Source organism: Stenotrophomonas sp. YJH_SMC_6, from assembly GCF_059371335.1.
On the sequence record NZ_JCAFUM010000020.1, the window covers coordinates 25,622 to 47,961 of the forward strand.

Below are 22,340 nucleotides of genomic sequence, written 5' to 3' on the forward strand. Positions count from 1 at the left end.
CGAGCAAGACGTGACATCGATCAAGCAGGAAGACCTCATTCAGTCCATCGCCGACGCGCTGCAGTACATCTCGTACTACCACCCGGTCGACTACATCAAGAACCTTGCCGCCGCTTACGAGCGCGAGGAGTCGCCGGCCGCGAAGGAAGCGATGGCCCAGATCCTGATCAATTCGCGGATGTGCGCCGAAGGCCACCGTCCGATCTGCCAGGACACCGGCATCGTCACCGTGTTCCTGGAAATCGGCATGGACGTGCGCTGGGACGACGCCACCATGGGCGTGGAAGACATGGCCAATGAAGGCGTGCGCCGTGCCTACATGCACCCGGACAACAAGCTGCGCGCTTCGGTGCTGGCTGATCCGGCCGGCAAGCGCATCAACACCAAGGACAACACCCCGGGCGTGGTCAACGTCAAGGTCGTGCCGGGCAACAAGGTCGACGTGATCGTCGCCGCCAAGGGCGGTGGTTCGGAAGCGAAGACCAAGTTCGCCATGCTCAACCCGTCCGACTCGATCGTCGACTGGGTGCTGAAGACCGTGCCGACCATGGGCGCCGGCTGGTGCCCGCCGGGCATGCTCGGCATCGGCATCGGTGGCACCGCCGAGAAGGCGATGCTGCTGGCCAAGGAAGCACTGATGGAGCCGATCGACATCACCGAGCTGCAGGCCCGTGGTGCGTCCAACCGCATCGAAGAGCTGCGCCTGGAGCTGTACGAGAAGGTCAACGCGCTGGGCATCGGTGCGCAGGGCCTGGGTGGCCTGACCACCGTGCTCGACATCAAGATCAACGACTACCCGACCCACGCGGCCAACCTGCCGGTGGCGATGATCCCGAACTGCGCGGCCACCCGCCATGCGCACTTCACCCTCGATGGCAGCGGCCCGGTGATGCTGGACCCGCCGTCGCTGGAAGACTGGCCGAAGCTGACCTACGACGCGTCCAAGGGCACCCGCGTGGACCTGGACACGATCACGCCGGAAGACGTGGCCAGCTGGAAGCCGGGCCAGACCCTGCTGCTCAACGGCAAGCTGCTGACCGGCCGCGATGCCGCGCACAAGCGCATGGTCGACATGCTCAACAAGGGCGAGCAACTGCCGGTCGATCTGAAGGGCCGCTTCATCTACTACGTCGGCCCGGTCGATCCGGTGCGCGACGAAGTGGTGGGCCCGGCCGGCCCGACCACCGCCACCCGCATGGACAAGTTCACCGAGCAGGTGCTGGCACAGACCGGCCTGCTGGGCATGGTCGGCAAGGCCGAGCGCGGCCCGGCCGCGATCGAGGCGATCAAGAAGCACAAGTCGGCCTACCTGATGGCCGTGGGTGGCTCGGCCTACCTGGTGTCCAAGGCGATCAAGGCCGCCAAGGTGGTTGGTTTCGCTGACCTGGGCATGGAGGCGATCTACGAGTTCACCGTGCAGGACATGCCGGTGACCGTGGCAGTCGACTCCACCGGTGAATCGGTGCACAAGACCGGCCCGCGCGAATGGCAGGCCCGCATCGGCAAGATTCCGGTGGTGGTGGAGTAACTCCCCGCGCGCTCCGGTCCAGACAACGGCGCCCGTGTGGCGCCGTTGTTGTATCCGGGGGGAGGATTAACGCGCCTGTAGCCCTTGCTCTGCTACGGTCGGCACACCCTCGCACAGGACGTGTCCATGGCCCTGCATCGATTCATCGCGGTAGGCATGCTGCTGGCGCTGGCCGGCTGCAACACCCCAGCGTCGCACGAAGGCGCGGATTTCCCTGCATCGGCGCAGTGCCGCGTGCAGTGCCAGGCCGGCTATCGCAGCTGCATGGCGCAGAATGACTCTCTCGGCAGCCGCCAGAGCAATTGCGAGCAGCGGATGGTGCCGGCGCCGGACAAGCGCTGCAAGGACGTGGACAACCCGGACCTGCGCCATGCCTGCGAACTGAAGACGCATGACTGTACGATGCGCGCGCCGATGATGTCCTGTGGCGAACGCCGGGATTCCTGCATGAGCAGCTGCGGCTGAGCAACGATCGTGCGCGCGGGCGCATAATCGGCTGATCCACCTGTACAGGATCTTCTGCATGATCACCACGCTGTATGGTTCGACCAGTACCGCCGCGCTGGTGGTGCACTGGCTGCTGATCGAGCTGGGCATCGAGCATGAACTGGTGCTGCTGGATTTCGACGCGCGCGAGCACAAGTCGGCGGAGTACCTGGCGCTGAATCCGGCCGGTGTGGTGCCGACACTGCTGATCGATGGCCTGGTACTGACTGAAGCGGCGGCCATTGCGTTGTACCTGGCGGATCGCCATCCGGACGCCAACCTGCTGCCCGCGCTGGGCACGCCGCAGCGCGCCGATGCCTACCGCTGGATGTTCTGGTGTGCCAATACGCTGCAGCCGGCCTATCGAGCCTGGTTCTATCCACACGAAATGGCGGGCGAGGCGAATATCGAGGCCAGCCGCGGGATGGCACGGCAGCGCCTGGAAGCGGCCTGGCAGCATGTGGCCGCGCACCTGCATGCACATGGCCCCTACCTGCTGGGCGCCACGCCCTGCGTGGTCGACTACATGCTGGTGATGCTGATGCGCTGGTCGCGCAACATGCCCAGGCCCACCGACACCTGGCCGGTACTGAAGGCGCACGCCACGTTGATGAAGGCGCGCCCGGCGTTCGCCGAGGTGTACCGCCGCGAAGGCATCACCGACTGGCTGTAAGCCAGCCGGGGAGGAGGGCGTCCGGGTAGAAGAGGGCGCTGGGGTAGAGTCGAATGTCAGTCGACTATCGCACGCAGTGCGGGCTTTTCCGCGGATGCATATGAAGGGTGAGGAGGGAGTCGACTAACAGTCGACTCTACCAACAGTCGACTCTACCAACACGCTCCGCTACGTGGCGGCGAGGCGGGTTACAGGATCTCCAGCACTGTTTCCGGTGGACGGCACAGGCGTGTGCCCTTGTCCGTGCGCACCACGGGGCGGTTGATCAGTCGCGGGTGTTCGGCCATCGCGGCCAGCAGCGTGGCCTCGTCCGCACCTTCCAGGCCCAGTTCGGCGAACTGCGCTTCCTTGCTGCGCACCAGATCACGTGCGCTCAATCCTGATTCGGCCAGCACCTGGCGCAGTGTGGCCACATCGGGTGGATTGCCGAGGTACTCGATCACCACTGGATCAAAGCCGGCATCACGTATCAGCTTCAATGCGCCGCGCGAGTTGCTGCAGGCCGGGTTGTGCCAGATCGTCACGGGCATCAGAACCACTCCAGCAGCGACACGCCCACGCCCACGTAGGTGGCCTTGTGGTTGTAGTCGATCAGGCTTTCGCCATAACCGTCGAACACCTGCACATGCCCGCGCAGCAGGTTGCTGATCGGGAAACCGTAATCCAGCTGCAGGGCACCGTGCGAGCGGCTGCCGGTGCGCAGCGAATGGCGCGCCATCAGCGAGACTTCGTGGCCGTTGCGGTTCCAGGTCAGGGTCGCATCACCGCGGCCCATGTAATCCTCGATGTCCGGGTTGTTGTCGTCGCTGCGGGTCTCGGGAATGCGGTACCAGGGGCGCAGTACCAGCGCCCAGTTCTCGCGGTCCAGGCCGATGTTGAGCATCACCCGGTTCCAGCTGCGCGAAAGCGGGTCGGCGCGGCCGTTGGATTGGTGGTTCAGCGCGATGCCGGTCATGCGCCCGCGCCAGCCACCGATCGAGTAGCCGTTGCGGAACACCATCATCACTTCCGGCTCGTAATTGGTTTCGCGGAACGGGCGTGAATCCTCGCCGTTGTAGGCCTGCCAGCGCGAGCTCTGGGTGTAGCCGGCCCAGATGTCGCCGTTGTCGCCGAACAGGTTCTCGGCGATCTTGGTCTTGAAACTGATCTGGAACTTCAGCTCGGCACTGTCCAGCACCTGCGGCGTGGTGACCGTGTTGGCCGGGTTCGGCGAATGCGGCGTGGTGTTGCGATCGCTGGTCCAGAACGCCGGCAGCAGGTACACCGGCTTGTAGGCGCGCAGCTGGAACGGGCCCAGCTTGGAGTCCTCGGCCAGTTCCCAGCGGCTGTCCAGCAGCGAACCGCGGCCAGCATTGGCCAGTGCGCTGTCAGGGGCTGCTGGACGGAACAGATCGCTGACCCGCTCGCGCAGCTTCTCTTCGCCCTGGCTCACGCGTGCAGTCTGACGTTCTTCGCGACGGGCCTGCGCGGCCGCCTCGGCCGCAGCGTCGGCCTCGGCAGTGGCCTGCGGGGTACGGCCGAACTGGCGGTCATAACAGGCCAGGCGGGCAGCATCGGTGGTAATCGCCGCGCACGCGGCCGGCGAGGCTTCGGCGCTGGGCGCGAACTCCTGCGCGGCCAGCGGCGCACTGGCCAGGGCCAGCGCCAGCGGCGCGAGACGGGGAAGCAGCGGAGACAGGGTCATTGCAGCAGGCCCTTAGGTGAATACGGGAATCGCACAGTGTGGCGGCTGCACCGGTTCACGGCCAGCCCCCACGGTTTATGCACGGGCACCGCGTGCGCGCGGCGTGAAGGCAGCGCGGGTTACAGGAACCAGGCGAAGGCGAACAGGCCGAGCATCGCGATCACCACGGCCAGTTTCAGCGCCAGGCCGAGCAGGATACCGAGCCAGGTGGCCAGGCCTACCCTGGTCGAGCGCCCCAGTTCGCGGGTGTGCCAGTACTCGCCGGCCAGGGCGCCGATCAGGGGGCCTGCAAAGAGGCCGATCGGCATGAAGAACAGGCCGACGATGCTGCCGACGAACGTACCCCACAGTGCCTTGCGGCTGGCACCGACCCGCTGCGCACCCACCACCGTGGCCAGCACGTCCACCAGCAGCGAGAGGACGGTCAGTACGCCCAGCGCCACCAGGGTCGGCCAGCCGACGTGGGTGAAGCCGTCCGCCCAAGCCGCCAGCAGCAGTCCGATGAACACCAGCGGGATGCCGGGCAGGGCTGGCAGGATGATTCCGGCGATGCCGACAAGGACAAAAATGACCGCTAGCAGATATAAGATGAATGAGAGTCCCATGCTGTCCCGTATGGTCGCCGTTTTGGGGTTGACAGTGAAAGATTTTGCCAGTTGCTTTTTCGTTTTGGGCGGGTTAAGTTGCAGTCGCTGAGCTTGGCAAGGTCACCGTGGATCGTGGCCTGATGAAGCAAGATCTTCCCGATCCGCTGCATCGATGCACCTCGCTTCCCCCTTGCTTGTCAGCCGCCCACCAGGCGTTTCCAACAACAAGAGAGAGTCACCAGGGAGTTAGTGAGATGTCTGATCGCGAGACCGGTACCGTCAAGTGGTTCAACGATGCAAAGGGCTTCGGCTTCATCAGCCGTGAAAACGGCGAAGACGTGTTCGTGCACTTCCGTGCCATCCAGACCCAGGGCTTCAAGAGCCTGAAGGAAGGCCAGAAGGTCACCTTCACCGTCGTGCAGGGCCAGAAGGGCCTGCAGGCCGACGCCGTGCAGCCGACCTGATCGCGCTGCAAGCCGTCACATGAAAAAGGCCCGCGCAAGCGGGCCTTTTTCTTTGCCGCCGGCCCGGCGCAGGTCAGCGCAGGATGACCTTGCCGTTGACCACGCGCACGTAGGTGTTTTCGCGGATGCCGCCGAGGTCGCGCTGGTTGACCACGATGGTGCGGCCATCGTCCATGCGCACGCTGATGTCGTAGGTATCACTGGTCACGTTCTTCTGGATCTGGTTGCCGGCCAGCGCGCCACCGACCGCGCCTGCGGCCGCAGCGATGTTCTTGTTGCCACGGCTGCCACCGGTGTGATCGGAGATCTCATGGCCGGCCACGGCACCGACGATGCCGCCGAGGATGGCGCCGGTCGCGCTGGGCGCGGTGCGGCCCGACGGCACGGTGTTGATGCGGGTGACGATGCCACAGTCAGCGCAACGGCCCTGGTTGTAACCGCCGTTGTTGCCGTAGCCACCATTGTTGTAGCCGTTGTTGTAACCACCGCCACCGTAGCCGGGCGAGGTGGCACAGCCAGCCAGGGCGAGGGTAGCGATGGCGCTGGCGGCAATGAGCTGGATCTTCATGGAGCGTCTCCTGGCCGTGAAGGCGGGTGTGTTGGGTGGTACTGCGTCATGCAGCAGGGTGGACGAATCCTCTCCTTTCGAACGTGAACAAGGTGCCAACCAGGCGTGCCTTGCCCGGCTACAGGATGAATGCGCGTCAGCGGAAGTCCTGGTGGCAGGCGCGGCAGTCGGCCTGCACGGTTTCCACGACCTTGGCCAGGGCGGTGCAGTCACTGGGCGGAGCCGCCAATGCGGCGTTGAGGTTGCCGCGCAGCTGGCTGGCGTGCTGCTGGAACCGGCCGTTGTCCTTCAGCCCGGGAAAGGCCAGGTCGAGGTCGTTGGACAGAAGGCGCAGGGCCTGCAGCCGCGGCACGCTGTCGGCCAGGCTGCAGCGGTTCTGCTGCTGGGCCTGCTGCAGCAGCTGCGCTTGCCGCTGCATCACCTGCATCAGGCTGTCCGGGAACGGGTCGCGGCGGGCCTGCAGGGCGCGGCCGACCATGACCGTGGCGACCAGGCCGATCAGCAGGCCCAGGCACAGCACGAACAGGTACCGCTGGGCAGTGGACGGGCGGCGGGGCGGGCTGGCGTTCATGGCGGGCTCTCCTGGCGTGCAACGGTGGGTTCGATGCCGGCGCGCTGTAGGCGCTGGCGCCTGCACGTTAAAATAGCCGCATGAACGAACAGGTCAAACAACGCTTCGCCGGCATCGAACGGCTGTATGGCGTAGGTGCGCTCGAGCGCCTGCAGGGCAGCCGCGTGGCGGTGGTGGGCATGGGCGGGGTCGGCTCGTGGGTGGTGGAAGCGCTGGCGCGTTCGGCGGTCGGCCACCTGACCCTGATCGACGCCGATGACATCTGCGTGTCCAACACCAACCGGCAGCTGCCGGCGATGGAAGGCAACTACGGCCGCAACAAGGCAGAGGCAATGGCAGAGCGCTGCCGCGCGATCAATCCGGACATCGAGGTCGATGCCGTGCAGGCATTCCTGACCGTGTCGAACATGGCCGAGTTGCTGGACCGTGGCTTCGACCTGGTGATCGATGCCTGCGACAGCTTCCGGGTGAAGGTCGAGACGATCGCCTGGTGCCGCCGCCGCAAGCTGCCGCTGCTGACCGTGGGGGCTGCCGGTGGTCGCACCGATCCGACCCTGGTGCGCATCCGCGATGTTTCGCGCACCGAGCATGACGCCATGCTGGCGCTGATCCGCAAGAAGCTGCGCAGCGAGTTCAATTTCCCGAAGAATGCCAAGCGCTATTTTGGCGTACCGGCGGTGTACTCGCTGGAAAACGTGAAGTATCCGCAGGCCGATGGCAGTGTCTGCGGCATCCGCCCGAACCTCGGTGCGGATGCTGCATTGAAACTGGACTGTGGCGCAGGCCTCGGTGCGGCAACCCACATCACCGGTGCCTTCGCCTTTGCGGCGGTCGGCAAGGCGCTTGAAATGCTGCTGGAGCCGAAGAAGGTGAAGGCCGAAGTGGTCGAGTCCAGCGAGGTGTGATGGATCGTGCCGGCCAGCGGCCGGCACCTGCCCGTTACATTGCCGGCAGCGCGAACAGGCGCCGCGCATTCTCCGTCGTGGCCTGGGCCACCGCGTCCAGCTCCATCCCGCGCAGTGCGGCCACGTGGCGGGCGATGACTGCCAGTCGCGCTGGTTCGTTGCGCTGGCCGGGGATGCCGGCGTCAGGCTGGTCGGGCGCGTCGGTCTCCAGCAGCAGCTGTTCCAGCGGCATCCCGCGCACCAGGCGCTGCAGCCGTTGCGCGCGATCGTAGGTCAGCGGACCACCGAGACCGAGCAGGAAGCCTTGCCGATGTAGTTGCGCGGCCTGTTCCGGGCTGCCGGAAAAGCTGTGCACCACGCCGCGCAGGCCGCCGACGCGACGGATCGCGGCAATGACCGCATCCACCGCGCGTCGCGCATGCACGATCACCGGCAGCTCGAACTCGCGGGCCAGTTGCAGCTGGCCGATGAAGTACGCCTGTTGCGCCTCTGCATCCAGTCCCTCGACGAAGAAGTCCAGCCCGCATTCGCCGATCGCGCACGGGCGTTCGCGAACGATCCATTCGCGCAGCAGCGGCAGATGGTCGGGCCGGTGCTCGGCCAGGAACATCGGATGCAGGCCGTAGGCCGGGTACAGCCCCGGTGCCTGCCGGCAGACCTCGCGCAGCTTCGGCCAGCTGGCGGCCGTGACGGCCGGTACCACCTGCTCGCGCACGCCCGCGGCGCCCGCGCGCTCGATCACCGCCGTGCGGTCAGCATCGAATTCACTGGCATCCAGATGGCAGTGGCTGTCGACCAGCGGGATCAACGCTGTTCCAGCGGCGGCGGGGCCGGGACTGTATTGCGGCTCTTCCAGTTGGCCAGCAGCAGGGTGCCGAAGCCCAGTACCAGCTCGTCGACGAACGGAATCGGGTCGGGAATGAACAGGGTCAGCACGAACAGGCCGGCGGTCAGCTTGAACAGGGTGGGGTAGCGCAGCCGGCGGGCCCATTGCAGTACCGGCAGCAGCATCGGGTTGGCCATGGCGTGGATCCTCGTGGGGAATATGCAAACGCTACCACGGGCCCAGCATTTCCCGATGCTGAATGGGTTACAGGAATGAGCAGGAAATGTGGAGATTCCGTTCAGGCAGTGCATGCTGCAATCTGGGCCGAGAACGTTGCGGATGGTCCGCAAGGAGCAGGTCATGAAAAGCACAACTACAACTGTCCTGGTCGCAGCGGGCGCGCTGCTGGTCGGTGGCATCGCCACCGCCGCCTTCATGAAGAGTGGCGACAAGTCGCCTGATTCCATCAGCGCCGGAACCCCCAACGGTGAATCGCGGCTGGTTGACGGCAATGCCGTTGACGATGGCGCGCGTGGTGACAAGCTCGACCCGTCTGCACCGCGCGGGCTGGAATACGCCGACGTGCTGAAGGTCGACCCGATCACCGAGAAGCAGAAGGCCTACGCCACCGTGATCGGCACCGATCCCGTGCGCGAGACCTCCACCACCCAGACCCCGCACGAGGTCTGCCAGGACGTGACCGTGCAGGAGCGCCTGCCGGAGCGTGACGGCAACGTCGGCGGCACCGTGGTCGGCGCGGTGGTCGGCGGCCTGCTCGGCAACCAGGTCGGCGGTGGCAACGGCAAGAAGGCCGCGACCGCAGCCGGTGCCGTGGCCGGTGGCTTCATCGGCAACCAGATCGACAAGCGCCATGTGGGTGGCCGCGTGGTCAACCGCACCGAGCGCCAGTGCCACACCGAGACCGCCACTTCCGAGTCGAGCCGTGTTACCGGTTACAACGTGACCTACCGCAACGAAGACGGCACCACCGGTACCATGCGCATGGCCAGCAAGCCGGGCAACCGCATCGCCATGGGCACCAATGACGTGGTGAAGGGCTACAACGTGACCTACCGCTACGACGGTGCCGAGAAGACCGTGCGCATGGACAACAAGCCGGCCAGCGATCGCCTGCCGGTGGTCGATGGCCAGCTGGTCACGCAGACCGCTGCTGCCGGCGCCACTGCGGCCACGCGCCAGTAATCCAGAATACGTGCTGTACCCGACGGGCCGGCGCATGCCGGCCCGTTTCGTTGTGAGCGCGGGCATTCATCCGTGTGGAGGCGGAATCCACCATCATGGTGGCCCCTTCGACATGGAGTCGGCATGAGCATCTTCGACCTGCGCCTGGAAACCGAGCGCCTGATCCTGCGTCCGCTGCTGCGCGAGGACTACGAACCCTATCTGGCGTTCTGCGCCGACGAGGAAACGATGCGCACGCTCGGTGGCGTGCAGCCGCCTTCGGTAGCCTGGCGCGGCTTCTGCAGCCTGGCTGGCGCCTGGCAGCTGTTCGGCTTTTCGATGTTCAGCGTGATCGAAAAATCCAGCGGGGACTGGATCGGGCGGATGGGCCCCTGGCAACCGCAGGACTGGCCGGGTACCGAGGTCGGCTGGGGCATCCGCCGCGCCAGCTGGGGCCGGGGCTATGCGCCGGAAGCGGCGGTCGCGGCGATCGACTGGGCCTTCGACACGCTGGGTTGGCACGAGGTGATCCATACCATCGCCGAGAACAACGACAACTCGCGGGCGGTCGCGCGCAAGCTGGGCAGCACGTTGCTGCGGATGGGCGAACTGCCGCCGCCGTACAACGACAAACCGATGCAGATCTGGGGCCAGTCGCGCGAACAGTGGCGGCAGCGTGCACGCTGAACGTGGCCCGGTAGTGCCGGCCGCTGGCCGGCAATCGCTTGGATCCAGCTGCATGGAGGATGCCGGCCAGCGGCCGGCACTACCGGGGTGCCATGCTGCATCCGCGCTTGGCATTCCCTGGCGCACTTGCCAGACTGCACGCAGCCGGCCGCCGGCCGGATCCGATGGAGCAGGCAATGGTGGAAGAGCGCGTCCCGCTGACGGTGCATGGCATGTCGGTCTCGGGCAATTGCCACAAGGTCCGGCTGCTGCTTGAGCAGCTCGGCAGCCGTTACCGCTGGGTGGAAGTGGACAGTGCCCATGGCCAGACCCACACGCCCGAATTCCTGGCGCTCAACCCGAATGCCAAGGTGCCGCTGATCGTCCGCGACGACGGCCGCGTGCTGACCGAGTCCAACGCGATCCTGTTCTGGCTGGCCGAAGGCACGCCCTACCTGCCCAGCGATGGCTGGGAGCGTGCGCAGGCGTTGAGCTGGATGTTCTTCGAGCAGTACACGCACGAGCCGTGCGTGGCGGTAGCGCGCTTCATCCGGGGCTGGACGGCGCCCGACTCGCCACGCCGTGCCGAACTGCCACGCCTGCACGAGCGTGCCGCCACCGCGTTGGCGGTGATGGAGCAGCACCTGCGCGAAGCGCAGTGGTTCACCGGCAGCGGATACGGCATTGCCGATATCGCCCTGTTTGCCTATACCGATGTGGCGGGCGAGGGCGGCATCAGCCTGGAGCCGTTCCCGGAAGTTCGCGCCTGGCTGCAGCGCGTGCGTGCGCAGCCGCGCTTCCTGCCGATGCCGGCGGTGACCGCCGAGGTGCGCTCGCGCTTCGAGGCGGCTTGATGCCCACAGGGTAGCGCCCGGTATTGCCGGGCGGAACGCAACAACGACACGGAGGGTGTTCGATGTTCGCTGTGGTTCCGGATCCGATTCCCGCACGCATGCGGGGGCTCAACCGCGCCGAGGTGTGCGACGTCAATTTCCTTGAGGCGGTGCGCGGGTGGCGCGGGACGCCGCGCCCGCGACCCGCGGCAGATGCTCCGATCCTGCCGGGCAGTACGCTCACCGCTGCCGCCTTCGATGAACTGTTCGACTCGCAGCTGGCCAGCCGCCAGCTGGACCTGATGGCGCGCGTGCTGCGCGTGCAGAACAAGGTCTTCTACACCATCGGTTCGTCCGGCCATGAAGGCAACGCGCTGCTGGCGCGGGCCTGCCGGCACACCGATCCTGCCTTCCTGCACTATCGTTCCGGCGCCTTCATGGCCGAGCGTTCGCGGCAGGTGCCGGGTATCGATCCGCTGCGCGATGCGGCACTGTCCTTCGCCGCCAGCGCGGATGATCCGGCCAGCGGTGGCCGCCACAAGGTGTGGGGCAGCAAGCCATTGTGGGTGCTGCCGCAGACCTCGACGATTGCGTCGCACCTGCCCAAGGCGCTGGGTACCGCGCTGGCCATCGAGAGTGGCAAGCGGCTGGGGCAGGCGCTGCCCATTCCCACCGACAGCATCGTGCTGTGCTCGTTCGGCGATGCGTCGGCCAACCACGCCACCGCGCAGACCGCCTTCAATACCGCGATGTGGTCGGCCTACCAGAAACTACCGGCGCCGATCCTGTTCGTCTGCGAGGACAATGGCCTGGGCATCTCGGTGAAGACCCCCGATGGCTGGATCGCCGAGCGCTTCAGCCACCAGCCGGGGCTGGACTATTTCTTTGCCGATGGCCTCGACCTGGCCACCGGGCACGCCCAGGTGCAGGCGGCGGTGGAACACTGCCGGCGCACGCGGCGGCCGACCTTCCTGCATCTGCGCACCACGCGCCTGATGGGCCATGCCGGCACCGACTTTGAAGTGGAATGGCGCGCGCTGCCGGAACTGTGCGCGGCCGAGGCGCAGGATCCGCTGCTGCGCTCGGCGCAGATCGCGCTGGAATCAGGCTGGATGGATGCGGCCGCCATCGAAGTGGCCTACGAAACGATGCGCGCGCGTTGCATGGCCGCTGCCGCCGATGCCGAAGGCAGTGCGAAGCTGCAGTCGCTGCGGGAGGTGATGGCGCCGCTGGCACCGTACACCCCTGCAGCGGTGCAGGCCGAAGCGCAGCGCGAGGTCGCTGCCGAAGCACGCGAGGCACTCTATGGCGGTGCCGAGGCATTGCCGGAACGACAGGCGCCGCGGCATCTCGCAATCCAGATCAATCATGGTCTGCAGGAGCTGCTGGCCAAGTATCCGCAGAGCCTGCTGTTCGGCGAGGACGTGGCGCAGAAGGGCGGTGTCTACACCGTCACCAAGGATCTGCTGCGCCGCTTCGGGCCGCGCCGGGTCTTCAACACCCTGCTGGACGAGACCATGATCCTGGGCATGGCGCAGGGCCTGGCCAACATGGGCATGCTGCCGATCCCGGAGATCCAGTACCTGGCCTACCTGCACAACGCCATCGACCAGCTGCGTGGCGAAGCCTGTTCGCTGCAGTTCTTCTCCAACGACCAGTACCGCAACCCGATGCTGGTGCGGGTGGCCGGGCTGGGCTACCAGAAGGGTTTCGGCGGCCATTTCCACAACGACAACTCGGTCACCGCCCTGCGCGACATCCCCGGGCTGGTGGTCGGCTGCCCATCGCGCGGCGACGACGCGGTGATGATGCTGCGCACGCTGGCGGCGCTGGCCCGGGTGGATGGGCGCGTGGCGGTGTTCCTGGAGCCGATCGCGCTGTACATGAGCAAGGACCTGCATGAGCCGGGCGATGGCCAGTGGCTGTTCGACTACCCGGCCCAGGGCCGGGCACTGGTGCCGGGCGAAGGCCGTGTTTACGGGCCGGAGGCTGGCGACCTGGTGGTCTACACCTACGGCAATGGCGTGCCGATGGCGCTGCGCGCAGCGCGGGCCATCGAACAGCAAATGGGCTGGCAGGTACGGGTGGTCGACCTGCGCTGGCTGGTGCCGCTGGATGCCGGCTTCATCGCCAGCCAGGCCGCCAGCGCACGGCGCGTGCTGGTGCTGGACGAGGACCGCCACAGTGGAGGGGTGGGCGAGGGCGTGGTCACCGCACTGGTCGAGGCCGGTTTCGGCCACCTGCCGCTGCGCCGGGTCTGCGGCGCCGATACCTATACCCCGCTGGCAGGGGCAGCAATGTTCGGGCTTCCAAGCGACAATGCGGTGATTGGCGCCGCCCTTGAACTGGCGCAGGAACCTTGATGCATGTGTGGATTGGCGGGAATGTTGTTGCCGGCGCCGGTGGCGTCGGCCGAGGTGCTGCAGGCGCAGGTCCTGGCCATGGGCGAGGCGCTGCACCACCGCGGGCCGGATGATGGCGGCAGCTGGGTCGATGCCGGGGCAGGCATCGCGCTGGCGCACCGTCGGCTGAGCATTCTCGATCTGTCGCCGCTGGGCCACCAGCCGATGGCCTCGTCCGATGGCCGCTACGTGATGGCCTACAACGGCGAGGTCTACAACTTCGCCGCCCTGCGTGCCGAACTGGAGCCGCTGGGGCATGCTTTCCGTGGCCATTCCGACACCGAAGTGCTGCTCGCGGCGATCCTGCAGTGGGGCATGGAAGAAACCCTGCAGCGTTGCAACGGCATGTTCGCCATCGCGCTATGGGATCGCCAGGCGCAGTGCCTGTGGCTGGCACGCGACCGCGTTGGCAAGAAGCCGCTGTACTACGGCTGGGCCGGTGACACCCTGGTGTTCGGTTCCGAACTGAAAGCGCTGTGGCAGCACCCGGCGTTCGACAACGACATCGACCGCGACGCACTGACCCTGTTGCTGCGGTTGGATTACATTCCGGCCCCGCACAGCATCCACCAGCGCTGCTACAAGCTGATGCCCGGCCGCGTGCTGCGCCTGGACGCCGAAGCCGTGGCGGCGGGTGCATCGGCGCATCGCCCGGAACAGGCGCAGCGCCCGTACTGGGATGCGCGTGCACGCATGCAGGCGGCACTGGCTGCGCCGTTCCAGGGCCGCATCGAGGAAGCAGAGGAGCAGCTGGACGGGCTGCTGCGCGACGCGGTGGCGCTGCGCATGGTGGCCGACGTGCCGGTGGGCGTGTTCCTGTCCGGCGGTACCGATTCGTCGCTGGTGGCGGCGCTGATGCAGGCGCAGAGCGGGCAGCCGGTGCACAGCTTCAGCATCGGCTTCACCGATTCGGGCCACGACGAGGCACCGCTGGCCAGGGAACTGGCCACGCATCTGGGCTGCGACCATACCGAGCTCTACGTCAGCGGCGCGGATGCACTGGCAGTCGTGCCGCAGCTGCCGGCAATGTTCGACGAACCCTTTGCCGATGCCTCGCAGGTGCCAACCGCGCTGGTCGCCCGGCTGGCGCGGCAGGGCGTGACCGTGGCGTTGTCTGGCGACGGCGGTGATGAGCTGTTCTTCGGCTATACCCGCTACGTGCGCGCGCTGCGCAACTGGCAGATGCTGGGCCGCGTGCCGGGCCCGCTGCGACGCTGGATGGGCGCGCGCGCGCAGCACCAGGGCGAGGCCTCGCGGACCGGCGGACTGGCCGCGCTGTTGGCCGAGTCCGGCGCGCGTGGCATCGGCGACGTGTACCGCAACCGCATCTCGCGCTGGCGCGACCCCGCCGCGGCAGTGCCCGGCGCACAGGCCGCCGGCAGCTTCTACGACCTGGCCGATCCGCTGCACGGTGCCGGCACGCCGGCCGACGCGATGATGCTGGCCGATTACGTGACCTACCTGCCGGATGACCTGCTCTGCAAGGTCGACCGCACCTCGATGGCGGTCAGCCTGGAGGCACGCGCGCCGCTGCTGGACTGGCGCGTGGCCGAGTTCGCCTGGTCGCTGCCGCTGGGCTTCAAGCGCAGCGAAACCACCAGCAAGGTGCTGCTCAAGCGCGTGCTTGGCCGCTACGTGCCGCAGTCGATGGTGCACCGGCCCAAGCGCGGGTTCGGCGCGCCGGTCAGCGACTGGCTGAAGGGCGACCTGCGGCCGTGGGCCGAGGATCTGTTGCAACCGGCGCGCCTGGAGCGCGAAGGCGTGCTGTCGGCGGCGGCGGTGCAGCCGCTGTGGCAGCAGTTCCTGGGCGGCCAGCGCAAGTGGCATACCCACCTGTGGAACGTGCTGATGTTCCAGGCCTGGCAGGCGCATTGGCGGCAGGTGCGGAGCCGCGTGACCGGGGGCTGATCTTCACCGGACGGCACGGGCCCGGCGTCTAGGCTGGGCCTCCCGCACCGTGAGGAGTATGTCCCTATGTCCGTCCCCACCATCGCCGTGTTCGTCGGCAGCCTGCGCAAGGATTCCTGCAACCGCAAGCTGGCCCATGCGCTGGAGAAGATCGCTGGCGACCGCGCGCGCTTCCAGTACGTGCAGATTGGTGATCTACCGCTGTACGACCAGGATTTCGATAGCCAGTACCCGCCTCAGGGCACCCGGCTGAAGGATCAGGTGCGCGCCGCCGACGCGGTGCTGTTCGTGACCCCCGAATACAACCGGTCGGTGCCGGGCGTGCTGAAGAACGCCATCGACGTCGGCTCGCGCCCCTACGGTGACAGTGCGTTTGCCGGCAAGCCGGCGGCGGTGATCGGCGCCTCCATCGGCCAGATCGGCACCGCCGTGGCCCAGCAGCACCTGCGCAACAGCCTGGCCTTCCTGGACATGCACGTGCTCGGCCAGCCCGAGGCGTTCATCCATTTCAAGGACGGCCTGATCGACGCCGACGGCACGATCCACAACGAGGGCACGCAGAAATTCCTGCAGGGCTACGTGGACCGGTTCCTGGCACTGATCGCGGTGCATGTGAAGGGCGACTGAGACCGATGGGGTAGCAGCAGCCAGGCCGCGGATCGGATCCCGGCGCGCAGCGGCGGGCCCTGGCCCCACGTTCCGCTGAGCATCGGAGCCCTTGCGCTGCACGGAATCCGACCCTGGCCGCCTGATCTGCGATAATGACCCACCCGGGCGCCGCAACGGCGCCCGTCGCAGGCACTGCGACGCCCCCGCGCCAGAGTGGCCAGGCACTGGCGGATATCCCCCGTTTCTCCACGGCTTATCCACAGGCTTGTCCATGGCTGCCGGGGTCGGCGCATGCCTACACTCGTCCGGCCCACTTTTGCAGGAAACACCGCAGCATGTCCGCTCGTTCCGGCTTCCGTTCCAACCGCAGAGAGCGCGGTGATGGCTTTGATCGTGATCGCGATGAATCGCGTATCGACCAGTTGCGCGTTCCGCCGCATTCGGTGGAAGCCGAGCAGGCGGTGCTGGGTGGCCTGATGCTGGCGCCGGAGGCCTACGACCGGGTCAACGACCAGCTGACCGAGGGCGATTTCTACCGCCGCGATCACCAGATGATCTACCGCGCGATCCGTGAGCTGTCCGAGCGCGAGCGGCCGTTCGACGCGGTGACCCTGGGCGAGTGGTTCGAATCACAGGGCAAGCTGGAACTGGTGGGCGATGGTGCCTACCTGATCGAGCTGGCGAGCACCACGCCGTCGGCGGCCAACATCGTGGCCTATGCCGAGATCGTGCGTGACAAGGCCGTGCTGCGGCAGCTGATCCAGGTCGGCACCGACATCGTCAACGATGGCTTCCAGCCTGAGGGCCGTGACAGCAGTGAGCTGCTGGCCTCTGCGGAGAAGAGCGTGTTCGCCATCGCTGAACAGGGTGCACGCGGCCGTACCGACTTCGTGGCGATGCCTGGCGCGCTGAAGGATGCCTTCGAGGAACTGCGCAACCGCTTCGAGAACGGCGGCAACATCACCGGCCTGCCGACCGGCTACAACGACTTCGATGCGATGACTGCCGGCCTGCAGCCGACCGACCTGATCATCCTCGCCGCGCGCCCGGCCATGGGCAAGACGACTTTTGCACTGAACATCGCCGAGTACGCGGCGATCAAGTCGAAGAAGGGCGTGGCGGTGTTCTCGATGGAAATGTCGGCCTCGCAGCTGGCGATGCGCCTGATCTCCTCCAACGGCCGCATCAACGCGCAGCGCCTGCGTACCGGCCAGCTGGAAGATGAAGACTGGAGCCGTGTCACCAGCGCGATCAAGATGCTGAAGGAAACCAAGATCTTCATCGACGATACGCCGGGCGTGTCGCCGGAAGTGCTGCGCTCCAAGTGCCGCCGCCTCAAGCGCGAGCACGACCTGGGCCTGGTGGTGATCGACTACCTGCAGCTGATGAGCGTGCCGGGCAACAGTGAAAACCGCGCCACCGAAATCTCGGAGATCTCGCGTTCGCTGAAGGGCCTGGCCAAGGAACTGCACGTGCCGGTGATCGCGCTGTCGCAGCTCAACCGCTCGCTGGAAACACGTACCGACAAGCGCCCGGTGATGGCCGACCTTCGCGAATCGGGCGCAATCGAGCAGGACGCGGACATGATCGTGTTCATCTACCGCGACGATTACTACAACAAGGAAAATTCGCCGGACAAGGGCCTGGCCGAAATCATCATCGGCAAGCACCGTGGTGGCCCGACCGGATCGTGCAAGCTGAAGTTCTTCGGTGAGTACACCCGCTTCGACAACCTGGCCCACGACTCGGTCGGCTCATTCGAATAACCGTAGTGCCGGCCGCTGGCCGGCAACCACCCCACGGCTTGCAAACCATTCAGAACGCCAATCTTCCGTACGTGGCGTGTAAATGACATGTAACGCGAGGCTTCTACGATTCCGCCGCTGCTGCTCTTCGACGCCGCCCTTCGGCGTCCAGCGTGCCCAAGGAATCCGCCTCCATGCCGTCCCACGCTCCGCTTCGCCGCAATCTGCTGGCCCTGCTGGTCTGTGCTTCGCTGCCGTCGCTGGCTGTCGCTGAAACCGCCCCCGCGACCGACGCGCAGTCGGCCACGACCCTCGATTCGATCTCGGTGATCGGCCGCGGCGAAGCCCGCCAGGTGCAGCGCGTGACCGCCGAGGACATGAAGGTCCTGCCGCCCGGTGCCAACCCGCTGAAGCTGCTGGCGGCCAAGCCGGGCGTGCATTTCGAATCGGCCGATGCCACCGGCGCCTACGAATGGTCCACCAGCATCAGCCTGCGTGGCTTCAACCAGAATCGCCTGGGCTACACCCTCGATGGCATCCCGCTGGGCAACATGGCCTACGGCAACAGCAACGGCCTGCACATCAGCCGCGCGGTGATCAGCGAGAACCTGGGCGGTGCGGAGGTCTCCACCGGCATTGGTGCGCTGGGTACGCCGTCCACCAGCAACCTCGGCGGCGTGTTCCAGTTCTACTCGATCGATCCGTCCACCGAATATGGGGTCGTGCTGGCACAGAGCTTCGGCAGCGACAATGCGCGCCGCAGCTATGCACGCCTCGATACCGGCGACCACCAGGGCTTTGCCGCTTACCTGTCCGGCGTGTATTCCGAAGGCGACAAGTGGAAGGGCAAGGGCTCGCAGAAACTGAAGCAGTTCAACGGCAAGGCCACCTACAACTTCGGCACGGACAGCAGGATCACCGCGCTGTCCAACGCTTCGCGCCGCGTCGAGGCCGACTACCAGGACCTGTCGCTGGAGATGATCGATCGCCTCGGCTGGGACTGGGACAACTACGCGCCGGACTGGGATCGCGCGGTGGCTGCTGCACGCGGAAAGTACAGTGGTGGCGTCAACAGCCCGTGGGACGCCTATTACTCCGGTCACGGCCTGCGCAATGACGATGTGTCCAGCATTGCCGGTGATTTCGGCCTGAACGAGTCGATGCGCCTGAAGGTCAACGTCTACAACCACAGCAACCGTGGCCAGGGCCATTGGTTCAGCCCGTCCAATCCGTCCAACCCGGGCACCAGCCGCGAGATCCCGATCTCGATCCGCACCACCGAGTATGCGATCGACCGCACCGGCGTGACCTCGGCGTTCACCTGGAACGTGGCGGGCCACGAACTCGAGGCGGGCCTGTGGTACGAAGACAACGGCCACAGCGTGCAGCGCAACTTCTACTACATCGACGGCCCGATCACCGACGACTTCTTCCTGCGCAATCCGGACCAGCGCGTGTGGCACCAGCGCTACACCACCATCACCCGCCAGTTCTACGTGCAGGACCGCTTCCGCCTGTTCGATGACCGCCTGACCATCGACATCGGCGCGAAGTCGCCGCACACCCGCACCCGCGTGCGCACGCCGCTGGGCAGCTATGCCAACAACAGCAGCCTGACCTCGAAGAAGGGCCTGCTCCCGCAGGCGGGCTTCAACTTCAAGCTCAACGAGGGCAACGAGATCTTCGGCTCGTTCGCCAAGAACGTGGCCGCCTACGCGCTGGGCGTGGGCAGCCCGTTCAACGTGCCGCAGGCCGCCTTCGATGCCAGCGCGAAGAACCTGAAACCGGAACAGTCGCGCACCATCGAGCTGGGCTGGCGCGGCTACGGCCAGGGCTATGAAGCCTCGGTAGCGGTGTACGACGTCAAGTTCGACAACCGTCTGCTGGCCATCGCGCAGTGCGTGGGCATCCTCGGTTGCCCGGCGCTGTTCTCCAACGTCGGTTCGGTAACCAGCCGCGGCGCCGAGGCGACCCTGCAGCTGAAGCCGATGCAGGACCTGACCTGGTCCAACGCGCTGTCGTGGAATGACAGCACCTACGACAACGACTACGTCAACAACGGCGTGGTGCCCACCCGCGGCAAGAAGACCGTCGACACCCCGGAATGGATGTTCGCCAGCACCCTGGCTTGGACCCCGGGCCCGTGGGACCTGCGCCTGGCCGCCAACCATGTCGGCAAGCGTTACGTGACCTATACCAACGACGTGTCGGTGCCCAGCTACTGGCTGGTCAACGCTTCGGTGGCCTATGACTTCGGCAAGCTCGGCCCGGCGCAGAACCTGACCGTGGCGCTGAACCTGACCAACCTGACCGACAAGCGCTACCTGTCCTCGATCAACACCAACGGCACCTACGCCGCCGACCCGACCCGCAGCCTGGCGACCATGCAGGTTGGCGCGCCGCGGCAGGTGATGGCCACCGCCACCGTGCACTTCTGATGCGCGGCCCCGTCGATCCGGAAAGCCGTCGTCGCCTGTTGCGCATGGCGTGGCAGGGCACGGGGGCGGCGATCGCACTGGCGGCGATGCCGGGGCTGGCCACGGCCGGCCCACGCCCGCGGTTGGGGCGTGATCCGTTCACCCTGGGCGTCGCCGCCGGCGATCCGGATCCGCAGGGAGCCGTACTGTGGACGCGTCTGGCGCCGGACCCGCTCAACGGCGGCGGCATGCCATCGCGGGCGGTGCCGGTGCGCTGGTTCGTGGCCGAAGACCCGGGCATGCGCCGGCTGGTGCAGCGTGGCGTCGCCGCGGCAGTGCCCGAGCTGGCCCATTCGGTGCACGTGGAGGTCAATGGCCTGCGCCCAGGCCGCGACTACTACTACCGTTTTGCCTGCGACGGTGACGAGGAAAGCGCGGTCGGCCACTTCCGCACCGCGCCGCTGCCCGACACGCAGCTGCAGCAGCTGCGGCTGGCCCTGTGCACCTGCCAGGCCTGGAACAGTGGCTACTACCCGGTGCTGCGCGATATCGCGAAGAATGATGTCGACCTGGTGCTGCATGCCGGTGACTACCTGTACGAGTACAGCCCACTGCAGAACGCGCGTGGTCTCACGCTGGATGCGGAACGCTTCAGTGGCGAGACCGTCGGCCTGGAGCGCTACCGCGACCAGTACGCGCTGTACAAGCTCGATCCCGATCTGCAGGCCGCGCACGCCGCCCACGCGTTCGCGGTGATCTGGGACGACCACGAAGTGCAGAACGATTACTCCGGCATCCATCCGGAGAAGCCCGGCGTCTCGACGGAGGACTTCATCGTTCGCCGCGCGGCGGCCTACCGCGCGTTCTACGAACACCTGCCGATGCGTAGTACGCCTGCGGGCAACGGTGGCCTGCGCGTGCATCGGCGCCTGCGTTACGGCGATCTGGCACAGCTTGCGCTGCTCGACTGCCGCCAGTTCCGTCCGGCCAATCCCTGCGGGGTGGGCGAGTCGCCGCGCTGCGACGCTGCGCTGGATCCACGCATTAGCATGCTGGGCGTGGGCCAGGAAGCCTGGTTCGCGCAGTCGATGGCGGCCGCACGGGGCACGCGCTGGAACGTGGTGGTGCAGCAGCTGCTGATGGCGCAGCTGCGGCTGGACGGCGGCACGGCGCGAGAGCGCTTCTGGAACGATGCCTGGGACGGCTATCCCGCCGCACGCAAGCGGTTGCTGCAGGCGATGCAGGCAGGCGGGCAGGGCAATGCCATCGTGCTCGGTGGTGACTGGCATTCCACCTTCGTCAACGACCTGAAGCTGGATTTCGACGCGGCCAGCGCGCCGGTCGTCGCCACCGAATTCATCGCTCCGGCGATCAGCAGCGGCGGCGACGATACGCCTTATGGCCCGTACTACGGTTCGTCGATTCCGCAGAACCCGCATATCCGCTATTTCGACGGTGACCGCCGTGGTTGGTGGAAGCTGCAGCTGAACCGGCAGACCGTGGATGCGGAGCTGCGCTTCGCCGACAGCGTGCTGCACGCGGATGCGCCGGTGCGCACTGCGGCGCGCTTCCAGGTCACCCACGGCCGCCCGGGCGCAGTGCCGGTGTGAATCCGTTCGGTCGTGCCGGCCCCGAGCCGGGTTTCGTCGCAAACCGTTTGCGGGCGGCCAGAGCGGGGCGCCAAGGTGTCCGCAGGCGGCAAGGTGCCGCCACAAGGAGACCGTGATGAAGACCCTGTTCGCGCTCGGTGTGTGGTGCCTGCTGTTCGTGCTGTGCTGGCCGCTGGCGATCCTTGCCCTGATCGCCTGGCCGTTCGTGTGGCTGCTGAGCCTGCCGTTCCGCCTGGTCGGCATCACCTTCTCGGCGCTGTTTGCGTTCCTGCGCGCGCTGTTCATGCTGCCCGCGCGCCTGCTCGGCGGCGGCCCGGTGGCGGCATGAGGGCTGTGTTGCTGGTCGCGCTGGCATTGCTCGCGGGGCCGGCACTGGCCACACCGGTCCCGCCGTCCGCATGGCTGGAACGCCAGCAGGCCGCCGCTGCCGATGAGGCGGATGCGGCAGCGGCCAAGGCGGTCAAACCCAAGGAGCGCTGCCGGGTGGTGAAGGAGTGGAAGGCCGGTGAAACCGTGGCCCAGCACCGCATCTGTGACGATCCGCCGAAGAAGCCGGCTGGAAAGGTGTAGAACCGAGCCCACGCTCGGCTTCACCCTCCGCGGCTGCCGACCGGAGAGCCGAGCATGGGCTTGGCTCTGCAGGAAAACGGGCAACAAAAAACCCCGCCAAGGCGGG

At 66.8% G+C, this 22,340-nt stretch carries 23 protein-coding genes; 16 read left to right on the forward strand and 7 right to left on the reverse strand.

All coding sequences use genetic code 11. The annotated features are described in order from the left end of the window. The first annotated feature begins 10 nt into the window (after positions 1-10). From AC5P9N_RS20285 to AC5P9N_RS20295, 3 genes are all read left to right on the forward strand, one after another. Complete coding sequence (locus AC5P9N_RS20285; protein ID WP_005410296.1) at positions 11-1,528, forward strand: fumarate hydratase; 1,518 nt, start codon at positions 11-13, stop codon at positions 1,526-1,528. Between the two features lie 126 nt (positions 1,529-1,654). After that, entirely contained in the window at positions 1,655-1,993 is a 339-nt protein-coding gene (locus AC5P9N_RS20290; protein ID WP_043034722.1) for a hypothetical protein, read from the forward strand. A 58-nt stretch (positions 1,994-2,051) separates the two neighbouring features. Continuing rightward, positions 2,052-2,687: a glutathione S-transferase family protein gene (locus AC5P9N_RS20295; protein WP_049397922.1), complete on the forward strand. Its 636-nt coding sequence runs from the start codon at positions 2,052-2,054 to the stop codon at positions 2,685-2,687. Between the two features lie 188 nt (positions 2,688-2,875). Here the strand turns inward: AC5P9N_RS20295 and arsC are convergent, their stop codons facing one another. The 3 genes from arsC to AC5P9N_RS20310 all read right to left on the reverse strand — a co-directional run bounded on the left by arsC (position 2,876) and on the right by AC5P9N_RS20310 (position 4,976). Beyond that, a complete protein-coding gene (gene arsC / locus AC5P9N_RS20300) occupies positions 2,876-3,217 on the reverse strand; it encodes an arsenate reductase (glutaredoxin) (RefSeq protein ID WP_005413954.1) in 342 nt (113 codons plus the stop codon). Beyond that, the gene (locus AC5P9N_RS20305; RefSeq protein ID WP_005413953.1) at positions 3,217-4,371 is read right to left on the reverse strand and encodes a phospholipase A; all 1,155 of its coding nucleotides are present in this window, start codon (positions 4,369-4,371) and stop codon (positions 3,217-3,219) included. Before AC5P9N_RS20305 ends, arsC begins: the two co-directional genes overlap by 1 nt. A 119-nt stretch (positions 4,372-4,490) precedes the next feature. Then, positions 4,491-4,976 (reverse strand): DUF456 domain-containing protein, encoded by a 486-nt coding sequence (locus tag AC5P9N_RS20310; protein ID WP_043034719.1) that lies wholly within the window; start codon positions 4,974-4,976, stop codon positions 4,491-4,493. Between the two features lie 236 nt (positions 4,977-5,212). On the opposite strand from AC5P9N_RS20310, the gene AC5P9N_RS20315 reads away from it, so the two are divergent. Further along, entirely contained in the window at positions 5,213-5,422 is a 210-nt protein-coding gene (locus tag AC5P9N_RS20315; RefSeq protein ID WP_005410290.1) for a cold-shock protein, read from the forward strand. A 73-nt stretch (positions 5,423-5,495) separates the two neighbouring features. Here AC5P9N_RS20315 and AC5P9N_RS20320 read toward each other — a convergent pair whose 3' ends face one another. Both AC5P9N_RS20320 and AC5P9N_RS20325 read right to left on the reverse strand, forming a co-directional pair. After that, positions 5,496-5,990, reverse strand: a complete 495-nt coding sequence (locus tag AC5P9N_RS20320; RefSeq protein WP_005410289.1) for a glycine zipper 2TM domain-containing protein — start codon at positions 5,988-5,990, stop codon at positions 5,496-5,498. 136 nt (positions 5,991-6,126) lie between these two features. Beyond that, a complete protein-coding gene (locus tag AC5P9N_RS20325; RefSeq protein WP_012480790.1) occupies positions 6,127-6,561 on the reverse strand; it encodes a hypothetical protein in 435 nt (144 codons plus the stop codon). A gap of 80 nt (positions 6,562-6,641) precedes the next feature. On the opposite strand from AC5P9N_RS20325, the gene AC5P9N_RS20330 reads away from it, so the two are divergent. After that, positions 6,642-7,466 carry a tRNA threonylcarbamoyladenosine dehydratase gene (locus tag AC5P9N_RS20330; protein WP_005410287.1) on the forward strand — a complete coding sequence of 275 codons (825 nt, stop codon included), beginning with the start codon at positions 6,642-6,644 and terminating at the stop codon, positions 7,464-7,466. Positions 7,467-7,500: 34 nt separating this feature from the next. Here AC5P9N_RS20330 and AC5P9N_RS20335 read toward each other — a convergent pair whose 3' ends face one another. Then, on the reverse strand, positions 7,501-8,274 hold the full coding sequence (locus AC5P9N_RS20335; RefSeq protein ID WP_012480789.1) for a TatD family hydrolase: 774 nt from the start codon (positions 8,272-8,274) through the stop codon (positions 7,501-7,503). After that, on the reverse strand, positions 8,271-8,489 hold the full coding sequence (locus tag AC5P9N_RS20340) for a DUF6116 family protein (RefSeq protein ID WP_005410285.1): 219 nt from the start codon (positions 8,487-8,489) through the stop codon (positions 8,271-8,273). The genes AC5P9N_RS20335 and AC5P9N_RS20340 overlap by 4 nt, the downstream gene beginning before the upstream one ends. Positions 8,490-8,652: 163 nt before the next feature. Here AC5P9N_RS20340 and AC5P9N_RS20345 point away from each other — a divergent pair, with 163 nt between their 5' ends. From AC5P9N_RS20345 to AC5P9N_RS20395, 11 genes are all read left to right on the forward strand, one after another. Next, positions 8,653-9,495 carry a glycine zipper 2TM domain-containing protein gene (locus tag AC5P9N_RS20345; RefSeq protein WP_005410284.1) on the forward strand — a complete coding sequence of 281 codons (843 nt, stop codon included), beginning with the start codon at positions 8,653-8,655 and terminating at the stop codon, positions 9,493-9,495. A gap of 123 nt (positions 9,496-9,618) precedes the next feature. Then, positions 9,619-10,161 (forward strand): GNAT family N-acetyltransferase, encoded by a 543-nt coding sequence (locus tag AC5P9N_RS20350; RefSeq protein ID WP_005410283.1) that lies wholly within the window; start codon positions 9,619-9,621, stop codon positions 10,159-10,161. A gap of 176 nt (positions 10,162-10,337) precedes the next feature. Next, a complete protein-coding gene (locus AC5P9N_RS20355) occupies positions 10,338-10,994 on the forward strand; it encodes a glutathione S-transferase family protein (protein WP_005410282.1) in 657 nt (218 codons plus the stop codon). Between the two features lie 62 nt (positions 10,995-11,056). Continuing rightward, entirely contained in the window at positions 11,057-13,336 is a 2,280-nt protein-coding gene (locus AC5P9N_RS20360; protein ID WP_495223879.1) for a transketolase C-terminal domain-containing protein, read from the forward strand. A 3-nt stretch (positions 13,337-13,339) separates the two neighbouring features. Further along, on the forward strand, positions 13,340-15,283 hold the full coding sequence (gene asnB / locus AC5P9N_RS20365; protein WP_154329552.1) for an asparagine synthase (glutamine-hydrolyzing): 1,944 nt from the start codon (positions 13,340-13,342) through the stop codon (positions 15,281-15,283). A gap of 66 nt (positions 15,284-15,349) precedes the next feature. Further along, positions 15,350-15,910 (forward strand): NADPH-dependent FMN reductase, encoded by a 561-nt coding sequence (locus tag AC5P9N_RS20370; RefSeq protein WP_099473686.1) that lies wholly within the window; start codon positions 15,350-15,352, stop codon positions 15,908-15,910. Positions 15,911-16,227: 317 nt separating this feature from the next. Further along, complete coding sequence (locus AC5P9N_RS20375) at positions 16,228-17,658, forward strand: replicative DNA helicase (RefSeq protein ID WP_005410278.1); 1,431 nt, start codon at positions 16,228-16,230, stop codon at positions 17,656-17,658. Between the two features lie 173 nt (positions 17,659-17,831). Next, positions 17,832-20,075 (forward strand): TonB-dependent receptor family protein, encoded by a 2,244-nt coding sequence (locus tag AC5P9N_RS20380; protein WP_164212630.1) that lies wholly within the window; start codon positions 17,832-17,834, stop codon positions 20,073-20,075. Beyond that, positions 20,075-21,664 (forward strand): alkaline phosphatase D family protein, encoded by a 1,590-nt coding sequence (locus tag AC5P9N_RS20385; RefSeq protein WP_012480785.1) that lies wholly within the window; start codon positions 20,075-20,077, stop codon positions 21,662-21,664. Before AC5P9N_RS20380 ends, AC5P9N_RS20385 begins: the two co-directional genes overlap by 1 nt. 115 nt (positions 21,665-21,779) lie before the next feature. Beyond that, a complete protein-coding gene (locus AC5P9N_RS20390; protein WP_005410275.1) occupies positions 21,780-21,992 on the forward strand; it encodes a hypothetical protein in 213 nt (70 codons plus the stop codon). Beyond that, on the forward strand, positions 21,989-22,234 hold the full coding sequence (locus AC5P9N_RS20395) for a hypothetical protein (RefSeq protein ID WP_005410274.1): 246 nt from the start codon (positions 21,989-21,991) through the stop codon (positions 22,232-22,234). Before AC5P9N_RS20390 ends, AC5P9N_RS20395 begins: the two co-directional genes overlap by 4 nt. Positions 22,235-22,340: the final 106 nt, after the last annotated feature.

Coding starts and splice junctions, on each gene's coding strand:
- AC5P9N_RS20290 (WP_043034722.1), top strand. CDS start 1,655: ATGGCCCTGCATCGATTCATCGCGGTAGGCATGCTGCTGGCGCTGGCC.
- AC5P9N_RS20295 (WP_049397922.1), top strand. CDS start 2,052: ATGATCACCACGCTGTATGGTTCGACCAGTACCGCCGCGCTGGTGGTG.
- arsC (WP_005413954.1), bottom strand. CDS start 3,217: ATGCCCGTGACGATCTGGCACAACCCGGCCTGCAGCAACTCGCGCGGC.
- AC5P9N_RS20305 (WP_005413953.1), bottom strand. CDS start 4,371: ATGACCCTGTCTCCGCTGCTTCCCCGTCTCGCGCCGCTGGCGCTGGCC.
- AC5P9N_RS20310 (WP_043034719.1), bottom strand. CDS start 4,976: ATGGGACTCTCATTCATCTTATATCTGCTAGCGGTCATTTTTGTCCTT.
- AC5P9N_RS20315 (WP_005410290.1), top strand. CDS start 5,213: ATGTCTGATCGCGAGACCGGTACCGTCAAGTGGTTCAACGATGCAAAG.
- AC5P9N_RS20320 (WP_005410289.1), bottom strand. CDS start 5,990: ATGAAGATCCAGCTCATTGCCGCCAGCGCCATCGCTACCCTCGCCCTG.
- AC5P9N_RS20325 (WP_012480790.1), bottom strand. CDS start 6,561: ATGAACGCCAGCCCGCCCCGCCGCCCGTCCACTGCCCAGCGGTACCTG.
- AC5P9N_RS20330 (WP_005410287.1), top strand. CDS start 6,642: ATGAACGAACAGGTCAAACAACGCTTCGCCGGCATCGAACGGCTGTAT.
- AC5P9N_RS20340 (WP_005410285.1), bottom strand. CDS start 8,489: ATGGCCAACCCGATGCTGCTGCCGGTACTGCAATGGGCCCGCCGGCTG.
- AC5P9N_RS20345 (WP_005410284.1), top strand. CDS start 8,653: ATGAAAAGCACAACTACAACTGTCCTGGTCGCAGCGGGCGCGCTGCTG.
- AC5P9N_RS20350 (WP_005410283.1), top strand. CDS start 9,619: ATGAGCATCTTCGACCTGCGCCTGGAAACCGAGCGCCTGATCCTGCGT.
- AC5P9N_RS20355 (WP_005410282.1), top strand. CDS start 10,338: ATGGTGGAAGAGCGCGTCCCGCTGACGGTGCATGGCATGTCGGTCTCG.
- AC5P9N_RS20360 (WP_495223879.1), top strand. CDS start 11,057: ATGTTCGCTGTGGTTCCGGATCCGATTCCCGCACGCATGCGGGGGCTC.
- asnB (WP_154329552.1), top strand. CDS start 13,340: ATGTGTGGATTGGCGGGAATGTTGTTGCCGGCGCCGGTGGCGTCGGCC.
- AC5P9N_RS20370 (WP_099473686.1), top strand. CDS start 15,350: ATGTCCGTCCCCACCATCGCCGTGTTCGTCGGCAGCCTGCGCAAGGAT.
- AC5P9N_RS20375 (WP_005410278.1), top strand. CDS start 16,228: ATGTCCGCTCGTTCCGGCTTCCGTTCCAACCGCAGAGAGCGCGGTGAT.
- AC5P9N_RS20380 (WP_164212630.1), top strand. CDS start 17,832: ATGCCGTCCCACGCTCCGCTTCGCCGCAATCTGCTGGCCCTGCTGGTC.
- AC5P9N_RS20385 (WP_012480785.1), top strand. CDS start 20,075: ATGCGCGGCCCCGTCGATCCGGAAAGCCGTCGTCGCCTGTTGCGCATG.
- AC5P9N_RS20390 (WP_005410275.1), top strand. CDS start 21,780: ATGAAGACCCTGTTCGCGCTCGGTGTGTGGTGCCTGCTGTTCGTGCTG.
- AC5P9N_RS20395 (WP_005410274.1), top strand. CDS start 21,989: ATGAGGGCTGTGTTGCTGGTCGCGCTGGCATTGCTCGCGGGGCCGGCA.